The sequence below is a fragment of the Chryseobacterium sp. KLBC 52 genome, from assembly GCF_003347605.1.
Classification (GTDB): domain Bacteria; phylum Bacteroidota; class Bacteroidia; order Flavobacteriales; family Weeksellaceae; genus Chryseobacterium.
Genome location: NZ_QDFZ01000005.1, coordinates 100,321 through 119,889, shown reverse-complemented (window position 1 = coordinate 119,889; position 19,569 = coordinate 100,321). Strand labels below are relative to the sequence as shown.

The window sequence follows — 19,569 nt, the reverse complement described above, 5'->3', positions numbered from 1 at the left end:
TTGTTCTGCGTCCTTGCGTTTTTCAATACTAAAAACGGCTCAAAAGTTTGAGCCGTTTATACAAGAATTAATGCGATAATCTAACCTTTCACATCTTCCATAGACGCTCCAAAATTAATATGAAGAACATTCCCGTTGGGAGTTACTATTGCAGGTACAGATTTTACACCCGCTTTTTCAGCCTCTTCAATTTTGCCTTTGTCATTACCTAAATGGATAATCTCAACATTTTCCGAACCTATAAGGCTAACAATATCATGTTCTGCACTGATACATACAGGGCATCCTGCATGATAAAAAATGGACTTTTTCATACGATTTTTACTAATTAATAAGGGTTTCAATAATATTTTTTAATTCTTCGGTTTCTTTTTCGTGTAAAGGTTTTAAAGGGCTTCGTAAATTACCGCCATCTTCCCCCAGAATATTAAGACCGGATTTCACGGCTCTTGGCAATCCTTTGTTCACAATGAATTTTAAAAGATCAAACTGGTGATAGAAAATTGTTTTTGCTTTCTCAAGATCACCTTCCTCCACTGCATTATAAAGACTGATATTCAGTTCGGGAATGAGATTGGGAGCTGCGGTGCACCAGCCTCTCGCTCCCGCAGAAAATGCAGCCAGAGCCAAAGGATTGGAACCATTATAGAATGCAACCTCTTCACCAAGTTCTCTCCTTAGATAATGCATTCTCTGTATGTCTCCCGTACTTTCTTTGATCATCGTTACATTAGGAATTTCAAGAAGTCTTTTCAAGAGAGCCGGAGACATGTCTACTCCACTTGTTGCCGGATTATTGTACGCCATAATTGGAATGGAAATTTTACTGGCTACGGCATCATAATGCGCTACAATTTCATCATCAGTCAGCTTCCAGTAGCTCATCGGGATAATCATTACCGCATCTGCTCCAGCTTTTTCTGCGAACTGAGCATGGTGAATGGTTTTTTCTGTTGTAAGATTAGAAACCCCTACCAATGTCGGAATTCTGCCTTTTACCTGTTGTAAAGTAGCTTCCGTCACTTCTTCTTTTTCTTCGTCCGACAGATAAGGCATGACTCCTGTACTCCCCAATGGAGCGATACCATGGCTTCCGGAGGTGATGAGCCTTTCTACCAAATGTTTGAAAAGCGGAATATCTACTTTTTCGTTTTTATCAAAAGGCGTTATGGGATAGGCTATAATCCCTTTGAATGGTACATTTTTCATGTTCTTTGTTTAAAAGTTTAAGATTATTTTTAAACCATTAAGCGAGAATAAATTGTTAAGAGTATTAAGGGTAGCTTCGCTTAAAAAAAATCATATCCGATATCAATCCAATTAACAACTACTCGCCTTAATGGTTTAAACTCTTGATACTAAAGGTCTCTTCCTTCTTCTTCTCTCAGGGCTACACCTAAGTTTTGCAGCTGAGGAGCATTTTCACAGGCGATGTATTTGGCAGGTTCGGTATCGCTCAGATTCTGGTGTTTGTGCCAGGCCCAGGAAGGAATGTATACCGCATCACCAGCTTCCCAGTGTACTCTTTCATCTTCTACTTCTGTCCAGCCTTTTCCTTCGATTACAAATAATACGGTTTCATAAGTATGACGGTGTCTGTTGGTTTGCTGTCCGGGAGTTAAGCCTCCAATCGTCATGCTCACATTCTTACTCGGTAGATCTACAAAGAAAACGGGATGCTTTCTTTCTGTTGAAAACTGATTGTGTTCTCCTGCGTTTTCTACATTTTTATGAATCAAATGGCTTGGTTTTACATACTTTGGTCTTGCGAAAGTTTCGTGGAAATCTTTAGAGCTGAATTGTTTCTTGTCCATGATTTTAAAATTATTATGGTTTTGTGCTTTATTGCATGACAAAATTATTTTATATTTGGACTGTTTAAATGATTCAGTTTTTACATAAATAGATAGTCCAGATGTTACGTCCTTGGAAATTGGAATTAGAAATTGATAAAAAGCTTGATAAAGCAGTTTATCTACAGATTGCGGATACTATTATCACTGATATTCGTACAGGAAGATTAAAAGCGGGGGATGCCCTTCCAGGAAGCCGAAACCTTGCCCAAACGTTAAAAATCAACAGAAATACTGTTGTAGAAGCCTATCAGGTGCTGATCAATGAAGAATGGGTCATTTCAAAAGAAAGAAAAGGTATTTTCGTATCAGAAAAGCTCCCTGTCTTGCATGTAAAAAATGCAGATGCACTCCATGATTCTAAAAATCAGCAGGTCTTGCCTAATGGAATTTTAATTAATTTCGATGATGGCCATCCCGATAGTAAAATTGCCCCTGTAACAGAACTGGCAAGAGCTTACAGGCAAATTTTCAGCATCAAAGCCAAATGGCAGATGATGGGTTATGGAGATGAACATGGCGATATGGAATTCAGAAAAATGGTCTCTCAGATGCTTAATCATCAACGGGGAATGCATATTCATGAAAACGAAATTTCTATCACCAGAGGCAGTCAGATGGGAATGTTCCTTACAGCTCAGAGTCTTTTAAGTCCCGGTGACATAGTTATTGTAGAAGATCCCGGCTATCAGCCTGCATGGCAAGCGTTTCAGTATGCAGGAGCACAGCTTTTGTCAGTACCTGTAGATCATGAAGGAATTGATATTGAGGCTGTGGAAAAGCTTTTAAAACAACATCAGAATATAAAAGCATTATATAGTACTCCTCACAGACAATATCCTACAACAGTTACCCTAAGCCTGTCAAGAAGACTCAAACTGATTGAGTTGTCAAATCAATATAATATGACCATTATTGAAGATGATTATGATAATGAGTTTCATTTCGGATATCGCCCTATTCTCCCGATTTCAAGTTTTCCCGAACTGCACAATTACATGTATATCGGAACATTAAGTAAAGTAGTAGCACCTGCCTTGAGAATTGGTTATCTGGCAACCAAAAACCAGGACTTGCTGAAAAGAATTGGCGATCTGAGAAAGATTATTGATGTACATGGAGATGTCATTATGGAACAGGCGGTCCTCCAGCTCATTAAAGAAGGTGCCATAAAAAAGCATATCAGAAAAGCAACTGTTCATTATAAGAACAAAAGAGACTTTGTTTTTGAATTGTTGAAGAAACACATGAAAGATATAGCCGATTTTACGCTGCCCGAAGGTGGTCTGGCGTTTTGGATTGTTCCTAAAGTACAATTGGATTGGGATGTGGTAACAACTTTATTACTGGAAAAAAACATTAAGATTATTCATCCCAAACAATACAGTCAAAATAATATAAATGGGTTCAGATTAAGCTATGGAGCGCTTTCTGAGGAACAGCTGGAACAGAGTATTCCTTTGATTGCTGAGATTTTTTCCAGATTTTGACCGCACAGGTTATAATGAGAATATAATTCTTTATTCCTCGCAGATTTTACAGATTACGCAGATTTGTATGGTCAGTGTAATCTGTCAGATCTGAAAGATTTTTATGTGAAAAAACATTAAATGATTACGGAAAACTATTCTACTTCAAAAACAGCCTGAATCTCTACTGAAGAGCCTACAGGAATAGAAGAAGCTCCCAAAGTTGCTCTGGCATGTTTTCCTTTTTCCCCGAAGACTTCTACAGCCAGATCAGAAGCAACGTTCATCAGATCTGCATGTTTTGTATAATCATCTTTAGTATTAAAGATTCCCGTAAGCTGAACACATTGCTTTACTCTGCTCAAATCTCCTCCTACTGCTTCATTTAACACTGAAATTACGTTCAGCATGGTTACTTTTGTTGCGTCTTTTACCTGCTGTTCATTCACTTCTACTCCTAATTTCCCCGGATTGAAAATTTTACCGTCTTTTAAAGCAACCTGATTGATAAATACCAGATTTCCGGAACGGATAAACGGCTGATAATTTCCTGCCGGTTTTGGAACCTGTGGAAGTGTAATATTTTTCTGTTTTAATATTTCATTGAAATTCTGGTGATTTTCCGCAACCGCAACTGTTTTCTTTGGGTGAGTATCCTTTAACGCCAGTGCTATTTTTGCGAAATTCCTTCCCTGAAGTTCAGCAATATTCCGTTCTCCTTTGGTAGGTCTTTCCACATCTTTTAATGAGGCCATGCTGGTAACTCCCAACACCGTATTTCCCTGTGGAATGGCTTTATTCAGCTCTTCTGTTCCACGAATTCCATTAGATACCAATACCATCCCGTGCACAGCAAGACTGTTCCAGAAGGCCTGAAGAGCAAGTTCCTTTCCTGCTCCGCTTCCCGCTGACATGAAAACCGTAGCAGGAACTCCTTCCAAAGCATGATTGGTCCACAACGGAACGGTTTTCGATAAAAACTCACTCATTCCTGTACTGATATTCCCGAAGTAAACCGGTGAACCAAAAGCAATTCCATCATAAGAGGTTAATTCATCCACTGTGGCTACAGGAAGATTTTTCAGGGTTGGATTTTGTGAGGTCTTGACTAATTTGATATAAGGAACTGCATTATTTTCACTTTCCATTCCTTTGGCTATTTCTTTAGCCAGTTCGTAAGTTCCGCCATTATCGGAATGGATAAGAACCAATATTTTAGCCTTATTTTGTGCCATGATGTGGGTGTTATGAGATAATAAAATTAAAATAAAAAAAAGACATAGTTTTTTCATTCTGAATAAGATATAGATTATACTTTGAATTAACCGTGTAGTTATTACATTGGTAATACAAAATTACTACTGTCGTTCTTATTAAATTTGCCAAAATATACACACAAAACGACATATGAAAGGTGGACTGATTGAAAAAAAACGGAAAGCCAGTTTGTAGATTCTATAGGAAAAGAATTGTGTGTGGTACTGAAAAAACTGGAAACATGATCATTATGAACACAGACATACCCGTGCCAGGCTTACATTTTTTGCAATTATGCAGACCAAGCCAAAAGTGAATAAAAGTCACGGCGTTTCATCATGAGGCATATCCACGGGTTTCGATTCGGGAGAGCCTTTTTCACGCAGCCAAATAGATAAAAGAACAAGGGAAGCAACCGCCAGAAATTCACTCTGCCAGTTCTGAAAGGATTCAAACCAGAACCTTGATTCTGAAATATATTGCAATGCTGTTACGGGCGGTTTATTTTTCATCATCTGCTCATCATTAAAATCCGTAAGACTTCCATAGAAATGCAAGGTAAAACTCACCAGAAACAGGACTGCAAATGCAAGTGATAAGGAATGTTGATAGAGTTTCAGCCAGATTCCTCCTTTTTTCACTGGCCATGGTGCTTTGGGATGTGCTGCAGGATCCCTGTCTACCTCTTCCTTTTCTGTCATAGATTTTGATTCGCTGGAACCTTTTTGCCTGAGAGAAATCGTTAATACCACGTAGATCATCATCTGAAGGAATTCGCTTTCCCAGTTTTCAAAAGTGGCCTGTATGAAATGTCCGCTGTGAATGTATTCACTGATTTTTAAAGCGGCCTGCCCGTTTTCAATCAATTCTTTGTTTTCCGTTTTCCAACCGGTAAAAAACTGTCCTGTAAGAAAGACAATCATCAGAGTAATCAGAACAATGCTTAAGCTGTTGCGATAAAAGAAACTGGGGCGTGACATTTTTTTTGGTTTAAAGTTTAAAGTTCAAGGTTTATGAATCACGTTTTTGATAAGGAAATACTTTTTGCAGATTCTTTGTGGTTGGCCCGGTAAGGATTTTTCCGTTAATATTGAATCTCGAACCGTGGCATGGGCAGTCCCAGCTCAGTTCGGCACTATTCCACCGCACTTCACATCCCGCATGCGGACATGTACTCCTAAGCAAATGTAAAGTCCCGTCAATTTCTTTGTAAAGTGCGTAAGATTCGGATTCGTAGCGGATCACTTTTGCTTCGCCTTCTCCAACTTCTGAAAAGGATTCAATTTTATCCCTGAAAATTTTATCTTTCACAAAATCAAATGCCACAGTGGCTGCTTCCTTCACAAAATCTGAGAATCCAGCGACAGGTTTGATTCTTGAAGGATTAAATAAGTCTCCATATTTACTTTTTCCGGTAATAATCAAATCATGCAATATCTGCGATGAAAGTGTCCCGAATATCATTCCGTTTCCTCTGAAGCCTGTCGCCACAAAAACTCTTTCCTGAGTTCCCGGTAGTTTTCCAATGTATGGAAGCCCGTCCACCGGTTCATAGTATTGGCTGGACCAGCTGTAGAACACCGTTTCCACATCAAAGTATTTCCTCACATAATTTTCAAGCCTGGAGAAGCATGCTCCCGTATCATCAGCGTGCCCTGTTTTATGGTCTTCACCGCCTGCAATTAAAAGATTTTCACCATCGATATTCTGAATACGGTAATAATGATAAGGTTCACAAAGATCATAGCCTAACTCCCAGGGATATTTATCATTTTTCAGGGTAAATGCCATCGCATAGCTTCTGTAAGGAGCATTGGTAAAGTGCAGAATATTGACTCCGGGAGGAATATGAGTGGCGTAAACAATATTTCGTGCCTTTATTTCTCCTTTTGAAGTTTTTAAAAGTACATGATCTTCCTGCTCATCATGACTTTCAGAAAGACAGTTTTCCTGAATGAAACCACCAAGACTTATAAAAGCTTCACAAAGTCCCTTTATATATTTAATGGGATGAAAATGCCCCTGTCCGGGAATACGTACTGCTTCTTTGAAGGGAACCGGAAAAGGAATTTCATTAACATAGCTCATTTCGTGGCCTACATTTTCAGCTCCTTCAACAATACTTTTCAACCGCTCTTCCTGGTTTTCATCCAATGCAAAGAGGTATGCTGATTTTCTGGTGAAATCACAACTGATCTTGTATCTGTCAATATGATCTTCAATAATTTCAATAGCATCATTTCCTGCCTCTGCATAGAGTTTAGCCTTATCCAGACCAAAATCGCGGATGGCCTGCGTAAAGGTTGTATCAAAGAAATCATTTAAATGAGCCGTTGTACCACCTGTTGTTCCAAATCCAATGTTGGCAGCTTCCAGAATAATACATTTCTTTCCGGATTCCTGAAGTTTCAGAGCTGTTGAAACTCCTGTAATTCCGCCCCCTATTATGGCAACATCAAATAACGAATGGAGATCAGTTTCTGTAGAAAATTTTCTGACCTCTTCCTGCCATATACTTTTTCTTGCACCGTCTCTGTACATAACCAGATTTTTTTTTTGTTAAACTTATCTGATACTCAGGGTATCACTTTCAGGCAGACCTGTTTTGCCGGCACTGGGCGGGTTATTCTTTTGGTCTCTTTTTCTGTTTTCATCTTCATCAATATTACATTTGCAAGAAGCAAAAGCAAATAAGCTGAGTACTCCTAAAATAAAAGCTGTTGTTTTCATATATAAAATATTTTAATCGATTACTCTTTACCCATTTACAATCAAACCGCCGTTGGGATGCAGTACCTGTCCTGTCATTTGTGAGGCATCCGGACTTGCCAGAAAAAGAAAACTGAAGGCTATTTCCTCGGGCGTTGCATTTCTTTCCAGAGGTGGTTTGTCCGGATTTTCTTCTTTTTCATCAAAAGTCTCTTCAGTAAGTGGCGTAGCTACAGGTCCGGGAGCAACCGCATTAATGCGTATTCCTTTTGGCTTGGCCTGCAGTGCCAATGAGCGGGTGAAAGAAACAATAGCGCCTTTTGTAGCAGAATAATCAAGGAGCTCAGGATGTCCCTGATAAGCGGAAACGGAAGTGGTATTGATTACGCAGCTTCCTTCTTTCAGATAAGGAAATACAACTTTCGTTAATAAAATCATTCCGACAATGTTGGAATCAAAGGTTTGTCTGATGTTTTTCTCTTCAAGCTGCTCTATGCTTTCCGCCGGGAACTGGACGCCTGCATTATTGATAAGGATATCAATTTTTCCGAATGATGCATTAACTTCTTTCACTGTTTTTTCGCAAAATTCATAATCGTTGATATCTCCTTGAAAGATGATGCATTTTCTATTCAAATTTTCAATTTCTGTTTTTGTTTTTTCAGCATCATCATGGCTTGAATGATAAATAATGGCAATATCTGCTCCTTCTAAAGCAAAGAGAAGTGCCACTGCCTTACCAATTCCGCTGTCGGCTCCGGTAATCAAAACAGATTTATGATCTAATTTTCCCATTCCGCAATCTTTTATTCCTGTTCTGTAGGTTTCTGCATTTCTGCCATTCTATGAGCGGCCATACTATCACTTGTAAGATTGGCCATCGCTACGGATAGTTTATTTTTCAGGCCTGAAATTATTTTATCTTCATTGTTCATCAAAGCGTTATAGCCATCAATTGCCACTTCTTCCGGAGAGGCCAGACTATCTTTATCTTCCAGTATTTTACTGCGGTTCATATCTGCTTTATTAAAAAAGTCGGTGTCTGTAGGTCCGGGTAAAAGTGCGGTTACTGTAATTCCGGAGTCTTTCAACTCTTCACGAATAGCCTCAGACCACGACAAAATAAATGCTTTGGTAGCATGATATACCGAATGCCATGGACCGGGAGCTTTACTGGCCACAGAAGCGAGATTAAGAATTTTTCCTGATCCTTTTGGAAGCCTGTCCTTAACAAAGAGCTTTGTAAGGATGAGAACCGAAATAATATTTAAATGAACAATATCTATTTCCCTGTGAATATCCGTATCCTGAAATTTCCCATACACTCCCTGTCCTGCGTCATTAACTAATATTTCAGGACTTATCGCATTCATTTTCAATTCAGAATAAAGAGAATAGGCTTCTTCTTCTAAAAACAAATTTTTAGAGATGCTAATGACATTTATGCCATAATTTTTAAGTTCGTCGGCTTTTTTTACCAGTTCTTCGTGATCTCTGGCCACAATTACAAGATCATAGCCATTCATGGCAAACTGTTTCGCGAGTTCATAACCAATACCACTGGTTGCACCTGTAATGAGTGCAAATTGATTTTTGCGTTCCATAGATTTTATTTTAAGATTAAAAGCCTGTTAAGCTCACTTTTAAAACAGCCCAAAATAAATTCTGTATAATATAACTGGGCGTTCAGAGCCTGTGTTTTGGGATGCAGTTCCAGCTTTTTAGTCAGAATAATCTCACCTTTATATGAAAATGAGAAATAGGCGAATATTTTATAGCCAGAATTGCGGATTGGCGTACAATAGCCCGTTGTGGCGATAGACCAGTCAGATTCATATAATTTGGCGACATTCAATGCCATTGTTTCTGCAATATTTTCGGAAACACAGTCACATTCTTCTGCTTCCCTTCTGTTGACGTTTAACAGTCTTACTTTTTCAGGTAAGGAATAAGCTGTCATTCCGCCTTTATAAAACATTGAAGCATTCGGCATCTGTGAAAAAGCCAGCTGCAGACATCCTGACGTAACACTTTCTGCAATGGAAATGCTCTCATCAATGGTCATGAGTGACTGGCTTATATATTCAAGAAGATTTTGTTGAAAATCCATAATAGTGTATTTGAATCATTAGTTTGTATTTATTCTAAAAGCTCGCAAGCTTCCACGGGTCCAGAACGACCTTTACACATCCATCTTCTTTTTTATCAAAGATTTCATACCCTTTACTTACTTCCTCAAGGGATAAACGGTGTGTAATTACATCATCAAGGGTGATTTTTCCGGTTACCACATAATCCATGAGTTTGTCTATGATTGGATGAACATTACACTGTCCTGATTTAATGGTAATTCCCTTGTCAAAAATTTGTCCAAGTCTGAAATTATCATAATTGACAGGATAAACTCCTAAAACAGATACGGTACCACCTCGTCTTACGGCACTCATACATGCTTCCAGAACCTTAATAGAGCCTTTTTCGAAGTTTATTACTGCTTTTGCACGGTCTATAAAACTTCTTTCTGGTTCAAAGCCTACGGCTTCAATACAAAGATCGGCTCCACGGCCGTCTGTCATATCTCTGATCTGCTCTATAGCGCTGTCTGCATCCTCCCACAAAATGGTTTCGCATCCGGTAAGCATTTTAATACGATCCAATCTGTATTGAAGAGTATCAATTACAATAACCTTTTGGGCATTATGCAGAATAGCACTTTTGGCAGCCATTGTACCTACAGGACCAGCGCCAAAAACGGCAACGGTTTCTCCTCCCTTCAATTCTCCCCACATTACACCTGTATAGCCAGTGGGAAAAATATCTGTAAGAAATAAAACCTGTTCATCTGTAAGGTTTTCCGGAACTTTTCTTGGACCAAAATGCGCATAAGGAACCCTTACATATTGTGCCTGTCCGCCATCATAACCTCCGTAAAGATCACTGTATCCGAATAATGCACCTCCTTTTTCTGTGAGAATTCCTCCTTCAGGACCATAATGATCAGGATTGCTGTGCTCGCAGGCTGTGGGAAGATCATGCTGGCAGAAAAAACAGCTGCCACAAGCTATGGGAAAAGGTACTACTACCCTGTCACCTACTTTTAAATGACTGATATTTCTTCCGGTTTCTTCTACAATGCCCATAAATTCATGACCCATAACCATGGGTCTGGCCTGGGGAATTCCCCCGGAGTACATATGAAGGTCACTGCCACATATTGCTGTGGAGGTCACCTTCAGAATAATATCGCGTTCATCAAGAATCCTGGGATCTTCTACGGTATCACAGGTAATCTTACCTGGTGAGTGAAAAACTGCTGCTTTCATAATTTGAATATTTAAAGTGATTGGTGTGGTGTGAAGGATGTTTATGATTTAAGCGTTTCTTTCCATTTCAAGATCCCAGACTCTATGTTTGGCTATGGCATTAATAAATTTATCGGTTGGTTTTCCGTCTTCCCAGGTAATAATTCCCGGATCGTCATGCTGTTTTGCTGATACATTGGAATTATGATAAAGGACCTGAGTATCTGTCCCGAAATAAATGGCTTTACAGTGTTTATATGCTTCGTTGATAAAATGCAGAACAAGGTGCTTATTTTCAGCAATCATCAGCTCACTTACGGAATCTGCACCGGAACAGATATAAAGGGCATCAAAGCACACACTTGAAGTATTGGTCAGCGTATGTTTCGGGGCCAGTTCTGCGCCATCATTGGTTCTTATATGAGCCAGACTTGGGGCAATCAATTCCACTTTTGCTCCTTCTGTTTCAAGTTGTGTTTTGAGATCATTGATTGCACCACCATCAGCTCCGTTGGCCAGAATAAATCCTATTTTCCGGCTTTTAATGGTGTCTTTCACCGTATGTCTCATACTTAATGCATCAGAAATTTTTGTTTTAGGTTCCCTTTCTTCACTTTGAAGTTCTACAATATTACTGTCCGCAGGTAAACTCTGATTAGGCCAATCCAGTTTTTTAACTTCTACCCCTACTTTTTCTGCTACTCTCCAAGCCAGGATCATATCAATATATCCTAATTGGCCCACCATTCTCTCTCTGATCTCCGGACGTGTCACTTTAGACAATTCAAAAATCAAAGCATTCTGCAAGTGTAATTTTTCAGGTGTCGACTGGCTGTTATAAAATAGTTTAGCCTGTGAATAATGATCAACAAAACTTTTACTTCTTTCTCTTACTTTCTCTCCGGAAACTCTTTCCTGCTGGGAAGCAAATCCGCCTTCAGACATCATGGCCTGGAAAGGGCAGCCTCCTCCGATAGAATTAGGTTCATAGCTTGTTTTTCCTTTGACAATCTGCTGTCTCATATGGCCATCTCTCTGATTGTTATGAACCGTATTGATGGATCTGTTGATCGGTATTTCATGGAAGTTGGGTGATCCTAGTCTTGAAAGCTGAGTATCTGTATATGAAAATAATCTTCCCTGAAGCAAAGGATCATTGGTGAAATCAATTCCGGGGATGATGTGGCCAGGGTGGAAAGCAACCTGCTCGGTTTCTGCAAAGAAATTATCCGGGTTTCTGTTAAGCGTTAAAGTTCCAACAATTTCTACAGGAACTTCTTCTTCGGGTACCAGTTTTGTTGGATCGAGAAGGTCAAAATCAAATTTGTGTTCATCTTCTTCAGGAATCAGCTGTACTCCGAAGTCCCATTCCGGATAATCACCGTTTTCAATGGCTTCCCAGAGATCTCTTTTATGAAAATCAGAATCTATTCCTGAAAGAATCTGAGCTTCATTCCATGCAACGGAATGCACTCCCAATCTCGGTTTTAAATGGAATTTTACAAAATGAGACTTTCCTTCCTCATTGATGAATTTGAAAGAGTGTACCCCAAAGCCTTCCATCATTCTGAGACTTCTCGGAATGGCTCTGTCGCTCATTATCCACATAATCATGTGCATACTTTCGGGCATCAGTGAAATAAAGTCCCAAAAGGTGTCGTGGGCAGAAGCAGCCTGTGGAATTTCATTATCAGGTTCGGGTTTCACAGCATGTATCAGATCCGGGAATTTAATCGCATCCTGAATAAAAAACACAGGCATATTATTGGCAACAAGGTCATAGTTCCCTTCGTCAGTATAAAATTTTATTGCAAAACCTCTTACGTCTCTCGCCAGGTCTGTACTTCCTTTACTTCCGGCAACGGTAGAGAATCTTACAAAAACCGGAGTCTCTTTTCCCAGTTCTGTTAAAAATCTGGCTTTGGTATATCCTGCAAGACTTTTGTTAAGTTTAAAAACCCCGTGAGCGCCGGACCCTCGTGCATGAACTACTCTTTCAGGAATTCTCTCATGATCAAAATGGGTAATCTTTTCTCTCAGAATAAAATCTTCCAGCAATGAAGGGCCACGTTCTCCCGCTTTTAAGGAGTCCTGATTATTATTAATCTTAAGCCCCTGATTGGTAGTCAGTTTTTCATTTTTATTGGAAGTACTGTGTACATCCAGTTGTTCTGCTTTCTTGTTGTGTTCGTTGGTGTTCATATTCATAATCTTTTTGTGGTTGGTGTATTTTCTTTCAAAAGCAGTAAATCATGGGACACAGAAATTAATCTGTCTTATTTCCCAGAATTTCAAGAAGCCTGTTGATATACTCTTCTTCCTTCAGAACTTTATAATAAGCTGTTTTGGCATACAAAGTGAAGGATGGGGATTCAAATCTTATCTCTGCATCTCTATCTGTGGTTTCTGTTGTGTTTTTCGTATGAAACTCCCGGATATTAAGGATGTATTCTTCCAGATAAGTATTTATTACTCCTTTAAGAACTTCACAGGTAGCATTGTTTTTAATCTTTTCCAGAGACTTGATCAGAAAAGCTGTAACTCCGTAAGAATTGATAATAGGCGGAAATAAAGACTCATTCTCTATTGCATTATTTTTATCATTCAGACCGGAATGTTGCAAAGTGTCGTTTTCAAATGTCATATTCAAAAAATGGTATTAGTTATGGGAAGCTCTCAGATATTGTTCAAAATAATGGAGGTCATTTTTATCTTTGATGGATAAATAAAACATGATCTGTTCCGGTTCTTTTAAGCCTATACTGCCAAAACAATCGAAATGAGCAATTAACGCCTGTATATTTTCAATATCAATATCTTTCAGAATGATAAACAGCAGGAAGATATTTTCTTTGATCTCTTTAGCATAAATTGCAGCTCCATCTTCGAAACACGTCCCTGTGTGGGAGACTTTTACAAAATCTTTGTGTTTCAGTGTTTTTATAATTTTCTGACAGTCCATATATTTTGATTTCATGATTAAAATAAGCCATATAGAACAAGCTACATGGCTTATTGCATAGTTTAGTCTTCTTGTTCTGCATCGAAATTGATGGATGTCTCCGCAATATCGGTAAGATACGAATCCGTATCTTCTTCTTCCTGAAGGGTTCTTTCAAGAAGATCTGCAGCCTTATCGTGCCCCATGGTTATGGCTAGCTGGGCCAGCCCGCCGTAAGTGGCAATTTCGTAATGTTCTACTTTCTGTGCGGCAATAATTAATGCTACATCTCTTGTTGCAGAACCATCTTCTGTGGATTTGATGACTTCTTCACCTTCTTCGATGATTCCTTTAATAGCCTTGCATTCTTTTTTTTCAGGTTTCTCGTCAATAAGCTGGAATACTTTTTCCAGTCGTTTAACGTGTTTTTGGGTCTGAAGATGATGATCTTCAAACGCATCCTTCAGTTCTTCCGTTGTTGCGGCTTCCTGCATCTTTTCCAGCGCTTCAAGAATGGCATTTTCTGCATAATAAATATCTTTAAGAGCACTTGCAAAGAACTTATGCAGCGGAGAACTTTTCATTTCATCCTTGTTGACTGTATCTTTATCTGCCGTACCTTTCTTGGTAACAGGAACTGCAGTGTCTGTTTCTAATATTTTATTGGGCATAGTGTAAATGGTGTTTGTGATTAAAGGATTACCTCTTTATATAGATCTAAAGAGGCAATCCTGGAAAAAGAATTATGAATTACGTCTGCCACCGAATCCGGAACGACCTGAAGATCTTCCGCCTCCGTGGGATGCCTGTCCGCCCATTCTGGCGATTCTTGTACGCTCAGATTTACTCATCGCAGCAAAACCTCTTTTGGAACTGCCTGAACCGGAACTACGGCCCGAACTATTACTGTTACTGCTATTTGCTGATCTTGAATTAGAACCCCTTCTTCCTGAATTGGATTCAGAACTGGAAGATCTTACTCCCGATCTGGAACCAGAACCTGAATTGGAACGGTTACGGGAATTGCTACTTGATCCTCCTCTACCGGAAGTACCACTTCCTGATGATGACCTGCCTCGTCCTCCTGAACCTGAATTTGACCTTCCGCGAGAATTACCCCCAGAACTGCTTCCACGTGATCCTCCTCTGCCGGAAGTAAATCTTCCCTGGCTGTCTCTTTGCTGATTTCCGTTTCCACTTCTGGAACCGCCTCTTCCTCCGCTGCGGCCTCTCTGATCATCATCATCGTCGTAATCTTCGTCATCATCTTCATCATAATCATCGTCATCGTACTCATCATAGTCATCTTCATCATAATCATCATCGTCATCATTTTCATCAAAATAATTTTCATATTCTGAAAAATCATCGTCGTAATCTTCATCTTGAGTGGCATCATTGAAACCATGATCATACCCTAATTGATATACTTCTTCAAGGTTTTCCGGCGAATGCGAACGTCCTCTTGAACTGTTGTTTCTTGAATTTCTAGTGTTCATAACTGAATTTTTTATATTATTATTTAGTGATAGGTATTGCAGTCCGTGACTAGTATGAGACGGCAACAGTTAGGTGTCGGTAATTTTAATGAATATAAAAAGCAAATGCTTTTTTGCGTGCCTTTTACTAAGGGCCTAAGAATTGTGTTGAAGAACTATAACAAATGTATGAAAGAATAATTCACTTATTTATGACCTGGGTCATGTTATTGAAATTAATATAGAATTTTACGATCTTTCAAAGTGAGCATTCCTTCCTTTTCCATTTTTTTCAGATTTCTGATCACTGTCTCTACACGCAGACCTGTAAGATTGGCGATCTGTTGGCGTGTAAAGGCAATATGGAAACATTGATGACAGTCTTCATCATGATAGCTTTTAAGATAATCCAATAAGCCTTTCAGCCTCTGCATCGGATTTTCTGATGCAAGGCTCTGCATCATTTTCAGTTTATAAAAAATTTCCTGTGAAAGGCAGGCATTCATTTCCAGTGAAAGATTCGGATTTTCCGTGATCATTTCAAAGAAATTATTTTTGGGAAGCCTTATAATCCGGGAATCTTCAAGGGATATAGCATTGATGGGATAATTCTGATGAAGGAAAAGCATGGCCTCTCCAAAGCTTTGTTTTTTGCCCAGAATATTATGAATGAATTCTTTTCCGTTTTCATTATAATTATTCAGTTTTACTTTTCCTTCAACAATTTGAAAATAATAAAGTGCATGATCCTCTTCTTTAAAAACAACTTCATGTTTCTTATAATTCCTTTCTTCTCCACCGAATGAATACAGAAGACTTTCTTCAATATTCATACAACTTATTGTTTTCATAACTTTAATAGATTTTAAGTAAAGAAAAACGCAAATAATATACCTAAAATGTTTTTTTAGTATAAAATTTTACGGTTTTCAATTCTTAAAATTTTATCCCTTTCCATATGCTTAATGGTTCTTATTGCGGTTTCCACACAAAGGCCCGTCAGGCTTGCCATCTGCTGCCTCGTTAACGGAATCAAAAAAGAATACGGAGTCAGATCCTTTTGGAAGCTTTTAAGATAATCCATCAATCCTTTCAGTCGTATAGAAGGATTTTGAGATGAGAGGCTCTGCATCATAATGAATTTATAATACAGGCGTTCTGAAAGAAAGCTGTTAACCTCCATGTACAATTCAGGATTTTGATTCAGCAAATTGAAAAATACAGATTTGTGAAGCCTCAGAACACTACATTCTGTAATGGCTTCAGCATTCATAGGGTAAGGTTTCTCTATAAACAGAATAGACTCCCCGCAGCTTTCCCCGTCTGATAATATATTCTGAATAAATTCTTTTCCTTCCTCATTATAATTGTTGAGTTTTATTTCTCCTTTAATAATCTGGTAATAATAGGTAGGAATATCTCCCTCACAGAATATTACTTCTGAAGGGCTATAGTGTCTCGTTTCTGCTCCTGCTGAAATCAAAATGTTTTCGTCGATAACCATAATAGTTGTTTTTGGCGTTGTTTTCTTCTTCCCCGCTTCTTAGTCTTAGTAAAAATATCACTGGTAATCGATCCTATGTTGCATGCAAAAACTACACCTTATTGTTTATTTTAAAAGTTAAAAAAAGTTAAAAATTTTAATAACTTTAAGTATTTTTACAGTTATTGATCAAATATCATTACTAAAAACGCAATTAAATTGCTTTTTTGATACCACATTTTTAAATTTGTGGTTTCAATACTATATCGGTATATAAAATAATAAAACCTGTTTTCACTTAATGAGAACAGGTTTTTCAAAGTAATTACAGAAAAAGTTGCTACTTTTTTGGTATTTTATTTTTAGGACTTCCTGCCGTATCTGTACGTTTTTTTGAGGAAAGCGTATCAGTTCGAACTGTATCGGAAGGGATTGGATTTATTGAAACAGAGTCCGTCCTGACGGTATCAGCTATGACTGTGTCTGTAGTAACATGGGTTTCTGTCCTCGATTCTTTTTTGCAGCTCAGGACAATAATTCCTATCAGCAAGGTTGACATCATAAATTTCATACTGTTCTATTTTGTGGTGATAGATCAAAGGTAGACTATTATGAAGTCGTTTTCTTATGACTTAAGTCATAATTCTTTATATTTAATTATTTCGCAAATTTCTTTGTTCCTGCTACACATAATATCACGCCCACTGTCACCCCCAGCATTCCCATACTCACCTGCTCATGAAGAAGCCAGGCCGCGAGTGCCAGCCCAAAGAAAGGCTGAAGCAGCTGCAGCTGCCCAACAGTTGCAATTCCTCCCTGTGCTAATCCCTTGTACCAGAATATAAAACCAATAAACATGCTGAACAGTGAAATGTAGGCCATTCCAAACCATCCCTTGAAGCTGACATTCTCAATATCCGCCGGAAAATAAATAAAAAATAAAGGAATCATAATTGGTAATGCCAATACCAAAGCCCAGGAAATCACCTGCCATCCGCCCAATGTTTTGGATAATTTAGCGCCTTCAGCATAGCCCATACCACATAAAATAACGGCAAGAAGCATCAGAATATCGCCAATAGGTGATGCCGATATTCCTTGTGAAACAGCATAGCCAATCACCAGAAGACTTCCCACAATCGAAAAAAACCAAAATATAGGATGAGGTCTTTCACCACCACGCATGACACCAAATACAGCAGTGGCCAACGGCAGCATTCCCAGAAATACAATAGAATGCGCTGAAGTAAGATATTGAAGCGCTAACGCAGAAAGAAGAGGAAACCCTACCACACAACCAAGAGAAACCAATAATAATGGAATCAGATCTTTTTTTACAGGACGTTTTTCTTTCCCCAGCCATAATACGATCAGTGCCAGGACTCCTGCAACAGCTGCACGAACAATCGTTACAAAAGTAGGACTCATTTCCATTACAGCTAATTTAGTGGCCGGCAAACCTCCGCTAAATAAGACTACGCCTATAAATCCATTGATCCAGCCACTTATATTTTCATCTTTTGATAGTTGTTTTGTCATCATTTTATTCAAAGTTTTTAATTGATGTTCAAAATTAAAAAGGATAATTAGATAAACACAGTATCAGTTTTGTATATTTGCATGAGCACAGTTTAACAATATGAGTAAAGAATTTTTATATACAGAAATTGCTGATGGAATTGCAGGACAGATCAGAAGTGGTATTCTAAAGACAGGAGACAAACTTCCTTCCGTGAGAATGCTATGCCAGGAACATCAGGTGAGCATGAATACGGCCAAGCGTGTTTTTCTTGAACTGGAATCCCAGTCTTTGGTAGAATCCAAACCGCAATCCGGTTATTTTGTAAGTCAGCTGCTCTCTGCCAAACTTCCTTTGCCCGAAGTAAGCCGCCCGTCATTGATCGCCAATAATGATGAACCGGACGAACTCATCAGTAAGGTATATGAAAATATGGGTAAAAAGGATCTTACCTTTTTCTCTATAGGAATTCCTTCCGGAGATCTTTTACCGCAGGCTAAACTGAAGAAAGAAATTGTAAACGCCACGAGGGAATTAAAAGATGGCGGTACCGAGTATGAAGAACTTCAGGGAAATCTGAAATTAAGAAGAATGATTGCTGTACGTTCCTTGCAATGGGGAGGAAATCTGAGCGAAAATGACCTGATTACCACCAATGGCGGAATGAATGCTCTTTCTTTCTGTTTAATGGCTTTAGGAAAACCCGGAGATACCGTTGCTATCGAAAGTCCTTGTTATCCCGGAATTCTTCAGCTTGCCAATGGTTTGGGTTTAAAAGTGCTTGAACTTCCTACCCATCCCACTACCGGAATTGAAATTGAGGCTTTAAAAAAATTAATTCCAAAAATAGATCTGTGCTTGTTGATTCCCAATTTCAATTCACCTTTGGGAAGCTGTATGCCAGATGAAAATAAAAAAGAAATTGTAAAAATACTTTCTGAAAATAATATTCCATTGATAGAAGATGATGTATATGGAGACCTTTATTTTGGTTCCAGCCGTCCGAAATGCTGTAAATCTTTCGATAAGGACGGAAATGTACTCTATTGCAGCTCTATTTCAAAAACTTTGGCTCCCGGATATCGTGTAGGCTGGATTGCTCCGGGGAAATATAAAGACAAAATCATGAAACTTAAGCTTCTGCATTCTACGTCTTCTATTTCCATTGTAAATGAAGCTGTTGCCAACTTTCTGAAATCCGGAAAATATGAAAAACATCTTCAGCAGCTTCGCAGAACATTACAGTTCAATTATCAGAACTATGTACAGACCATTGCAGAATCTTTCCCTGAAGGCACAAAAACCAGCCGTCCGCAGGGAGGTTTGTCTTTATGGGTAGAATTTGATCAAAAGATCCGTACAACAGAATTATACGATCTGGCCATCAAACAGAATATCAGTATCGCTCCCGGAAGAATGTTTACCTTTCAGGAACAGTTTGAAAACTGCATGAGGCTCTGCATAGGGCTTCCATGGTCGGAAGATACACAGGCAAAACTGAGACAGGTCGGACAGCTTGCCAAAAAGATTTATTAAAGTAAAGAAGATGGAGGCCTGA

Annotated in this window: 21 protein-coding genes; 2 read left to right on the top strand and 19 right to left on the bottom strand. The window is 38.7% G+C overall.

What is annotated here, in order from left to right:
- Positions 1–80: 80 nt before the first annotated feature.
- The 3 genes from DDF69_RS06870 to DDF69_RS06860 all read right to left on the bottom strand — a co-directional run bounded on the left by DDF69_RS06870 (position 81) and on the right by DDF69_RS06860 (position 1,814).
- The gene (locus DDF69_RS06870; RefSeq protein WP_114820119.1) at positions 81–314 is read right to left on the bottom strand and encodes a thioredoxin family protein; all 234 of its coding nucleotides are present in this window, start codon (positions 312–314) and stop codon (positions 81–83) included.
- A 10-nt stretch (positions 315–324) separates the two neighbouring features.
- Positions 325–1,209 (bottom strand): dihydrodipicolinate synthase family protein, encoded by an 885-nt coding sequence (locus DDF69_RS06865; protein WP_114820118.1) that lies wholly within the window; start codon positions 1,207–1,209, stop codon positions 325–327.
- A 149-nt stretch (positions 1,210–1,358) separates the two neighbouring features.
- Positions 1,359–1,814 (bottom strand): cupin domain-containing protein, encoded by a 456-nt coding sequence (locus DDF69_RS06860; protein WP_034698222.1) that lies wholly within the window; start codon positions 1,812–1,814, stop codon positions 1,359–1,361.
- A gap of 101 nt (positions 1,815–1,915) precedes the next feature.
- On the opposite strand from DDF69_RS06860, the gene DDF69_RS06855 reads away from it, so the two are divergent.
- Positions 1,916–3,343 carry a PLP-dependent aminotransferase family protein gene (locus DDF69_RS06855; protein WP_114820117.1) on the top strand — a complete coding sequence of 476 codons (1,428 nt, stop codon included), beginning with the start codon at positions 1,916–1,918 and terminating at the stop codon, positions 3,341–3,343.
- 134 nt (positions 3,344–3,477) lie between these two features.
- Here DDF69_RS06855 and DDF69_RS06850 read toward each other — a convergent pair whose 3' ends face one another.
- The 16 genes from DDF69_RS06850 to DDF69_RS06775 all read right to left on the bottom strand — a co-directional run bounded on the left by DDF69_RS06850 (position 3,478) and on the right by DDF69_RS06775 (position 18,034).
- Positions 3,478–4,614 (bottom strand): Atu1372/SO_1960 family protein, encoded by a 1,137-nt coding sequence (locus DDF69_RS06850; protein ID WP_114820116.1) that lies wholly within the window; start codon positions 4,612–4,614, stop codon positions 3,478–3,480.
- A gap of 288 nt (positions 4,615–4,902) precedes the next feature.
- Positions 4,903–5,559, bottom strand: a complete 657-nt coding sequence (locus tag DDF69_RS06845) for a DUF6766 family protein (RefSeq protein ID WP_114820115.1) — start codon at positions 5,557–5,559, stop codon at positions 4,903–4,905.
- 31 nt (positions 5,560–5,590) lie between these two features.
- The gene (locus DDF69_RS06840; RefSeq protein WP_114820114.1) at positions 5,591–7,120 is read right to left on the bottom strand and encodes an FAD-dependent oxidoreductase; all 1,530 of its coding nucleotides are present in this window, start codon (positions 7,118–7,120) and stop codon (positions 5,591–5,593) included.
- 24 nt (positions 7,121–7,144) lie between these two features.
- The gene (locus DDF69_RS22010) at positions 7,145–7,309 is read right to left on the bottom strand and encodes a hypothetical protein (RefSeq protein WP_162800882.1); all 165 of its coding nucleotides are present in this window, start codon (positions 7,307–7,309) and stop codon (positions 7,145–7,147) included.
- A gap of 27 nt (positions 7,310–7,336) precedes the next feature.
- Positions 7,337–8,083: an SDR family oxidoreductase gene (locus DDF69_RS06835; RefSeq protein ID WP_114820113.1), complete on the bottom strand. Its 747-nt coding sequence runs from the start codon at positions 8,081–8,083 to the stop codon at positions 7,337–7,339.
- An 11-nt stretch (positions 8,084–8,094) separates the two neighbouring features.
- Complete coding sequence (locus DDF69_RS06830; protein ID WP_114820112.1) at positions 8,095–8,892, bottom strand: SDR family NAD(P)-dependent oxidoreductase; 798 nt, start codon at positions 8,890–8,892, stop codon at positions 8,095–8,097.
- Positions 8,893–8,897: 5 nt separating this feature from the next.
- The gene (locus DDF69_RS06825; protein WP_114820111.1) at positions 8,898–9,398 is read right to left on the bottom strand and encodes a CinA family protein; all 501 of its coding nucleotides are present in this window, start codon (positions 9,396–9,398) and stop codon (positions 8,898–8,900) included.
- A gap of 34 nt (positions 9,399–9,432) precedes the next feature.
- Positions 9,433–10,611: a zinc-dependent alcohol dehydrogenase gene (locus tag DDF69_RS06820; RefSeq protein ID WP_114820110.1), complete on the bottom strand. Its 1,179-nt coding sequence runs from the start codon at positions 10,609–10,611 to the stop codon at positions 9,433–9,435.
- A 48-nt stretch (positions 10,612–10,659) separates the two neighbouring features.
- Positions 10,660–12,798, bottom strand: a complete 2,139-nt coding sequence (locus DDF69_RS06815; RefSeq protein ID WP_114820109.1) for a catalase — start codon at positions 12,796–12,798, stop codon at positions 10,660–10,662.
- A 58-nt stretch (positions 12,799–12,856) separates the two neighbouring features.
- Complete coding sequence (locus DDF69_RS06810; protein ID WP_114820108.1) at positions 12,857–13,234, bottom strand: hypothetical protein; 378 nt, start codon at positions 13,232–13,234, stop codon at positions 12,857–12,859.
- A 15-nt stretch (positions 13,235–13,249) separates the two neighbouring features.
- Entirely contained in the window at positions 13,250–13,552 is a 303-nt protein-coding gene (locus DDF69_RS06805) for a hypothetical protein (protein WP_162800881.1), read from the bottom strand.
- Between the two features lie 62 nt (positions 13,553–13,614).
- Entirely contained in the window at positions 13,615–14,202 is a 588-nt protein-coding gene (locus tag DDF69_RS06800) for a ferritin-like domain-containing protein (protein ID WP_114820106.1), read from the bottom strand.
- A gap of 72 nt (positions 14,203–14,274) precedes the next feature.
- A complete protein-coding gene (locus DDF69_RS06795; RefSeq protein ID WP_114820105.1) occupies positions 14,275–15,030 on the bottom strand; it encodes a stress-induced protein in 756 nt (251 codons plus the stop codon).
- A gap of 215 nt (positions 15,031–15,245) precedes the next feature.
- Positions 15,246–15,860 carry a Crp/Fnr family transcriptional regulator gene (locus DDF69_RS06790; protein ID WP_228411935.1) on the bottom strand — a complete coding sequence of 205 codons (615 nt, stop codon included), beginning with the start codon at positions 15,858–15,860 and terminating at the stop codon, positions 15,246–15,248.
- Positions 15,861–15,916: 56 nt separating this feature from the next.
- Positions 15,917–16,513: a Crp/Fnr family transcriptional regulator gene (locus DDF69_RS06785; RefSeq protein ID WP_114820104.1), complete on the bottom strand. Its 597-nt coding sequence runs from the start codon at positions 16,511–16,513 to the stop codon at positions 15,917–15,919.
- Between the two features lie 636 nt (positions 16,514–17,149).
- Positions 17,150–18,034 (bottom strand): DMT family transporter, encoded by an 885-nt coding sequence (locus DDF69_RS06775; RefSeq protein ID WP_114820102.1) that lies wholly within the window; start codon positions 18,032–18,034, stop codon positions 17,150–17,152.
- Between the two features lie 97 nt (positions 18,035–18,131).
- Between DDF69_RS06775 and DDF69_RS06770 the strand changes: the two genes are divergently transcribed.
- Positions 18,132–19,547 (top strand): PLP-dependent aminotransferase family protein, encoded by a 1,416-nt coding sequence (locus DDF69_RS06770; protein ID WP_114820101.1) that lies wholly within the window; start codon positions 18,132–18,134, stop codon positions 19,545–19,547.
- The last annotated feature ends 22 nt before the right edge of the window (positions 19,548–19,569 follow it).